Origin of the sequence: Enterococcus hulanensis (assembly GCF_005405485.1) — a bacterium.
Classification (GTDB): Bacteria; Bacillota; Bacilli; order Lactobacillales; family Enterococcaceae; genus Enterococcus_A; species Enterococcus_A hulanensis.
Genome location: NZ_BJED01000035.1, coordinates 20,544 through 27,516, shown reverse-complemented (window position 1 = coordinate 27,516; position 6,973 = coordinate 20,544). Strand labels below are relative to the sequence as shown.

General features: G+C 36.6%; 6 protein-coding genes. All 6 read right to left on the bottom strand.

The window, feature by feature from the left end; translation table 11 throughout:
• Nucleotides 1–149: 149 nt before the first annotated feature.
• A complete protein-coding gene (locus FFR60_RS22245) occupies nucleotides 150–896 on the bottom strand; it encodes a LytR/AlgR family response regulator transcription factor (protein WP_137665881.1) in 747 nt (248 codons plus the stop codon).
• Nucleotides 897–1,206: 310 nt separating this feature from the next.
• The gene (locus tag FFR60_RS22240) at nucleotides 1,207–2,001 is read right to left on the bottom strand and encodes a helix-turn-helix domain-containing protein (RefSeq protein ID WP_137665880.1); all 795 of its coding nucleotides are present in this window, start codon (nucleotides 1,999–2,001) and stop codon (nucleotides 1,207–1,209) included.
• Between the two features lie 333 nt (nucleotides 2,002–2,334).
• Entirely contained in the window at nucleotides 2,335–3,417 is a 1,083-nt protein-coding gene (locus FFR60_RS22235) for a coiled-coil domain-containing protein (RefSeq protein WP_137665879.1), read from the bottom strand.
• 20 nt (nucleotides 3,418–3,437) lie between these two features.
• Nucleotides 3,438–4,178, bottom strand: coding sequence for a hypothetical protein (locus FFR60_RS22230; RefSeq protein WP_137665878.1), 741 nt, complete (start codon nucleotides 4,176–4,178; stop codon nucleotides 3,438–3,440).
• 18 nt (nucleotides 4,179–4,196) lie between these two features.
• Entirely contained in the window at nucleotides 4,197–4,769 is a 573-nt protein-coding gene (gene lepB, locus FFR60_RS22225) for a signal peptidase I (protein ID WP_137665877.1), read from the bottom strand.
• 38 nt (nucleotides 4,770–4,807) lie between these two features.
• Nucleotides 4,808–6,937, bottom strand: a complete 2,130-nt coding sequence (locus tag FFR60_RS22220; RefSeq protein WP_137665876.1) for a glucosaminidase domain-containing protein — start codon at nucleotides 6,935–6,937, stop codon at nucleotides 4,808–4,810.
• Between the last annotated feature and the right edge of the window lie 36 nt (nucleotides 6,938–6,973).

The following is a 6,973-nucleotide window of genomic DNA, read 5'->3' as shown; positions in this document are numbered from 1 at the left end:
TTTTAGAAAAATAAAAACTGTGAAGCCACCACCTACCTAGGATTAGCGGTTACTTACACAGTTAATATTACACTCTCAGCGATGATTTAATAATGCCCACAGAATGGCCAAATAATTCAGCATGTAGAGCACAATTGAGTATGTATTTGTCATTCTAAACCATTCCTTTTTAAATATTGATTTATTTTCCTAGTTCCAGAAATACCAACATCCAAAATGGTTTGGTCTTCAAATTGAATAAACCCCTCTGTTTGATCAATTTTTTCAATTTGATTTAAATTGATTATGAAAGATTTCAGCTCTTTAAAGAAATAAGGCGCTTTTAATTGCTCCCGGATACTTTTTAGTCGACTTGCTACTAGCATTTCCCCATCAAGTAATTTAATAAGTAACATCTTTTTATAGCCTGGGATTGTTGCTATATATATAATATTTTTTTCGTAAACAATAACCTTTTGGTTATTAGACTCAACAGTGATTTTTATTTCATTACTCTCTCTGTCTTGAATAGTCATTAAATAATGATCAATTAGTTGTCTAGCTTTCGCATTAAGCTGATCCATCGGCAAATTCTTACTCAAGTAAGCGAATGGTAAAATTTGACGATTAATGACTTCAATTCCATAGGTTTCAAATGATGTGATAAAAACAATGAAACAGTTAGCATTCTTTTCTCGAATTTTTCCAGCTAAATCAATCCCATTAAAATAATTTTTCAATTCAATATCAATCAAAAAGAGCGTAGAGTCTGCAATATCTAACAAGTGCAACTCTTTATAGAAGGACCGCTCATTGCTCACCTCAACAAATTCAAAAGGAAAGCGATTAAGGTCCTGAATAACCTTAATAATTTTTTTTCGAATCACAAATTGATCATCAATTACAAAGATTTTCATTTTTAACAACTCCTAAGAAAAAACATTGTATTAATAATATCAAACTTTGATAGATCAATAAACAAAAGTGACCCTACATTTAATCTCATTTATATTTAGTCTAATTTTCTTTATTTCCAATTTGTGGATATGAAATTAACACTGATAAGATATTTTAAGTCTCAGGATTGGTGAATGTCTCTTTACATATAGAAAAAGACAAACCATCAAAATAGAGAGTTTGTCTTTCATAGTTTTTTTAAGTTCTAATAATTCTTTTTCTTGTATTAATTTGAGCAGGGATAGAATTTTGACAATGCCTCAGTAACCACTAATCATTCGTAACGATTCGGCTGAATACTTGATCATTTTGAATGCACTCTAGTAACTTCTGATTCATTTTATAACCTTTTCCCCATAACGTTTGAATCGCGGCACTTTCTAAATTAGTGTACATAAATTTATTTTTAATTCGTGTAATAGTACTTGATAGAGAAGCCAAATGGGATTTAGTTGGGTTTTCGTTCCAAATAATATGGCAAATCTCCTCTCTTGTAACTATTTGATTCCCTGCTTGCATCAAGATAGAAATAACTTTCGACTCAATCGGTGATAATCGATGCAATGCATCCGTTAATAATTGTACCTCTTTTGATGACATCTCAAAATCGTTAAATTGATTTGATCGAATTAAGGATACATTCCTAGATAACTGACCAACTTTTTCATTTTGATAAGATCTATCATTTTGTTTCTGTTTCCATTTCAAACCATGAAAACATTCTCTTAGCTCATCAATAGAATCATCGTTAGAAATAATTGCATGTATTTGCTCCGTTTCCAAATACTCTTTATCCATTTCTGTCAAATTTGTCTCAACTTTGCGAATAATACTCAGTGAATATTCTTTTAATGAAAGCACTAATGATTTTACCTCTGACTCACAAATAGTCTCACTTAAGATAACATATTGAAAAAAACTAAACAAATCCATCATTTGGGTTTGTTGACTATAAGAATCAAAATGCTTTGCCGAACAATAAACCTCATAATTCAATGCTTGTAATTTTTGTTGAATCTCCTGCTCTATCAAAACATTTCTCGTTAAAATCAGTATTTGGTTCATAATTATATTCATCCCTTATATAGTTAATTAGCTCAATTAACCAGCGTTTCCGTTTTATCAGCTGCTATTTCATATAATTGAGTAAGTACTGTGTCTAACATTTGTTTTTCTTAAATTCCCTATTTAAAATAGTTCCTTTTATTTTAATTGTTTCAATTTGTTCAAAGCCTAGCTGTCTTGCTACAACTTTATTTATTAGGAAAAGCTCAGGAAAGAAATCCTGTGTTCGAAGGTCTTCACCTTCCGAAGTCTTAATCATCTGGTAATAAGAATAATCTTGATGACTATATACGTTATTGAAAACAAAGAAACTTATTTATTTTTCTAAAATATTTAAGAATCTTTTCTGGGTAATGCAGAAATTTTTGAGAAATCATTGTGATCATTATCTGCTTCTCTAACTGATAAAGGTTCTAGTGCTAATTGATCAACCCGACTTTTCAATTCATCATAAATACTTAAAATCGCTTGTCGGGATTCATCCACCTCAAAAGAAATGTCTTTTGCTCGTTCATGAATCGTTTGAATCTCGGCTTCTGATTGTTCAATGATTCGTTGAGAATCTAATTTCGCTTTTTCAACAATTCGATTAGCTTGTTTCTGAGCTAAAATTAAAACTTCACCGATTTCTTGTTGCGAATGACTCGCTTCCAGTTTAAGTTGGTCATTCTCTTTTTGCAGAATCATCAATTGCTGTTGCAGTTCAGAAACGATTTCACCTTTCATAGAAAACTCCTTTTGTTCATTGATCAACCGATGAATCTCTTCCTCTTTTTCATTAATTGAGTGATCCAGTTGAAGTAATTCCTCCTCTTTCTCAGCTAATTCTTTTTTCAACTCATCAAATTGCTGCTCCAATTGCTGAATTACATCATAATGCTGGTCATCTTCCTCTTTTTTCTGTAACACAAGTTCATGATATCGCTCCTTGACTTCATTCAGCTCTAATTCAATCGTTTGAAAAAGTTCCAATGATGACTTTAAATCCGTGATTTCATCTTTAGCTTGTTCCAATTCCTTTTGAAACTGCTCAGTATCTTTATCTTTTTGTAGGTGCTCCAGTTCTTTACGATTACGTCGGATTTCTGCTTCTAAATCTTGGATTTGGCGACGAGTTTGAGCTTTTTCTTCGCCATTCCGTAATAATAATTGTTTGTAATTCTCATTTTCTCTCGCTAATCGTTGGTTTTCTAGGGTACTTTCCTTTTTATATTGCTTAAAATCTTCTTCCTTTTCTAAAAGCCTCTGTTTTAAATCAGTGATTTCATCCCTTTTTTGTAGAGGTTGTTTTTCTAAGAGACGCGTTTTCTTCTCCCCATCTTCTTGAATAATGACTTCTTCAGGGACAGCATTGATTTCATCAATAATGTTCTTATTAAAGAACCAGCCACCATTTTTCTTTTGTTGTGCACTCATGCGACTCCCTCACTCTCTTATTATTTTTCTTGAATTAACGAAAATGTATCGTCTCCATTTTCACGAGAAAATGTACAACTATAAGTTTGTTTCTTCTCCTTATCATTCATTAAATTCATCTGGAAAGTAATCTGAGTTAGTTTAGATATTCCTTCAGCTTCCTTTGCAAATGCATTGATATTTTCTTTTATTTGTTTAAGATTATTCTCGCTACCTGAATCCCCTGCTAATGCTATATTCAGTGTCTGCGTTGGCACATCTATAACGATTAACGTTGTAGATATACCAAAATAAGGACTGATTTCAGCTGATAAATCACTCTCCAATTTGTATTGCTTCTCACGATTTTCTTCTGAAAACAACTCTTCCCATGGATACTCTTGCAAATTAATTCCATCTTTGGGGTAGTCTTTTATCGGCATCTTTGAAATAAGCTGCTTCTGGTCTTTTTTGATCAGATAGAGCTCATCTTTTAATTGATTGTTCTGTTCTGTAACCCGCTGTTGCTGGTGTTCCAATTGAAACAAACTAAACATAATCAATAATAAGGTCATAGCTAAAATGAAGACTACAAATAATAATGCAGATACATGCTTCACCTGCTCTTGTTGTTTAACATAATCAAGTTTTCTTTGAAACGAATCAGGTATATTTTTGGGTAACTGTATTCTCTCTAACTGTAACTTGATAAGCATTCGACGGAACCAGATAATAAAGCTCACAATGACAAGTCCTATGCTAATCCAATGAATGATATCCATAATTCCACCTCTTTCCCATTAATTTCCCTCTTTGGGTTTTAAAACATTCTTCAGATGTAGTTGAACTGTGCCTTCAATATTTTTATTATGCACAAAACCAAATGTTCGACTATCTTTTGACACGTCAATGTGATCACCAATTGTGAAATACATCCCTTTCGGAATCTGGTTCAACGATTGGAACTCTTCAGATACAGACGGAGAAAGTTGAAAGGTATAGGTAGTTTCAAACCCTCCATGTTCCCCTACGTTTAATGTCATCCGATCATTACGAACGAAGACTCGATCCCCAGGCAAACCAATCACACGCTTCACAAATTTTCCATCTTCTCCTTTAATAGAAAAAGCTATCACATCATAACGTAAGACTGTATGGTCTTTTTTCACTAACACCATATCTTTTTCCGTTAATGTCGGACTCATAGATGTGCCGGAAATTGGATGTATACTGTATCCTTTTCGTAAAAGCTGTATTGATAAAACAATCATAGTTATTACTAAAAGTGTCAGTATTGTGAGAACAAGACTTTTAATGATAGAACGTTCAGGTGGTTTCTCCACTTTAGTTTTTCGGGATCGAACAGTTGCCATAAGTTACGTTGCTCCTTTTTCGTGTTTATGAAATTGTTTTATTTTGCCTTGATATAGGAAACTTGATCGGATGTGGCTAAGGCGTTATCAATTACGCGATAAGAAATCACCGTACCGCCATAGACATTGCCTTCTGAGATCAAGATTCCGTCAGGTCGAACAACCTCCACAAAGGCCACGTGCCCATAACGAGCATCAGAACCTGCCACACCTGGTTTAAAGGAGACCAACCAGCCCGCTTTTGGTTTTTGACTGACTTCATAGCCAAGTGCCTTGCCTTTGGTTGCCCATTCGCCACCATTTCCCATGTAATCATCGACTGATTTCCCGAGTTGCTTCACACGATTAAAGGCATACCATGTACATTGGCCAACGGGATAAGAGCCTGAGCTGTTGTAATCCACACCGTTGTAATCCGGATATTTCATCAGACTTTTATACTCCGTTGGAATCTCTTCTTTTCCTTTGATAAAGACACCTGATCCAGAACTTCCTTGTTCAACCCTTGCTTGGTCGTATTGAGTCAAATGATACAAAGCGATAATCGAATTCAACTTTTGACCGTAGGTCGTATCTGTCGCATAAGTGCCTGTTAACGCCTTGGTTGTGCGTAGATAATTCTTAGCGGTTGATCGCCACGTTTGTTGGTAATACCCCGCATTGCCTGAGATTCCTCCACGAAGTAATTCCACGTAATCACCTAGTGAAGCCGCGTAATTCGGATACTTACGAAATGCGGAATTAATGGAATAGAGTTCGCCATTTCCACGGTCTTCTTGCGTTGACATAGAAATCGATTGACCTTGATAGGTTCCTTTGATCCCGAACAGATTGTAGTTTGGAGCCAATGACAAGGCACTTGTACCTGAACCACTTTCCAATAAAGCTTGTGCGATCATCACTGAAGCGAAAACATCGTATTCTTGTCCTAACTTTCTAGCATCTTCGCCAACTTTCTCAATGAAACTTTTCGCATCTTCATTTTCGGTAAAGTTCATAGCTGCCGGATATTCTGCCAACGTTTGTTCGCCATACTCTGTCAAGTCTGCTTCTGGTAATTCTTGACCCAACAAGTCCTCTTCCAAATCAATGAATTCAACGACGACTTGTCGCTGGGTTTCTTTTGACTCTTCGGAAGTGGAAGTTTCCGTTCCTTCTTCTGTTTCCGAAGAGTCCTCCGTCCCTCTCTCAATCTCTACATCATCAACGGTTAAGTAATACTCATCCCCTATGTAGACACCTAACAAAACATTCTTGTCTTTTTCCTTTTGATACAACAGACTCCCTACCGTGAGTTCCTCTGTTAGTTTTTCTGGTGTCCCTGTGATTTCTAGTTCGAATAATTTTTGATAAAGATCTGTTGCTAATTGTGTTGCATTGTAGGTTTCTTCTTGTTCGGATCCTACTTGTTTGATCCCTTCATAGATTAATGCCGCATGGGCTTTATTTTCAAAACTGCTTAATAATGGTAACTCGAACCCTTTCAAGTCCGATTGCGCCACTTCAGTTGTTTTCAGTTCACTTGGCAAGTTCAAGGTGCTGGTTTCCGCAAATGCTTCAGGCACGGTCGGTGTAAACCCTGAACTGGCCTGCACACTAGCGTACTCAGGTGTGACTGGCGCTGCCGCTGCGGGTGAACTTGGAACCACAGGTGTTGGCACTGGTGTCACCGATTGACTGGGTGCTGCTTGACTTTGACTCGTAGACGACTGTGCGGGTGCCGAACTGCTTGGCGTTGTCGTACTTGGTTTTGTACTGCTCGTCGGCGTTGTACTTGAAGTCGACGAACTGCTTGAAGGTTTCGTCGAACTTGAGGTACTCGTACTAGACGCGGTTGAACTGGTACTGGTCGAAGAATCTACCGTACTGCTTTCAGTAGGTGTCGGTGACTCTGACTCTGTCGTTCCAGACGGTTCCGGTGTTTCTACCACAGGAACTTCCGGCTGTTCTTCTGCTGGCGTTTCTTCAACTATTTCTGGAGCAGAAGCTTCCACTACCGGTGTTTCATTACTTTCAGGAACAGAGACAGTACTTTCAGTCGTACCTGTTTCTACTATTAAAGAAGATTCTTCTGGCAGTTCACCTGCTTTTAGTACGCCGCTGCGCAGACTGGCGAGTCCACCAATGAAAACAAGTACCCCGCAAACACCCACAACTAGTTTTTTCATGAATTGGTTTTCCTTTCTCACATCATGGTTTTCAGT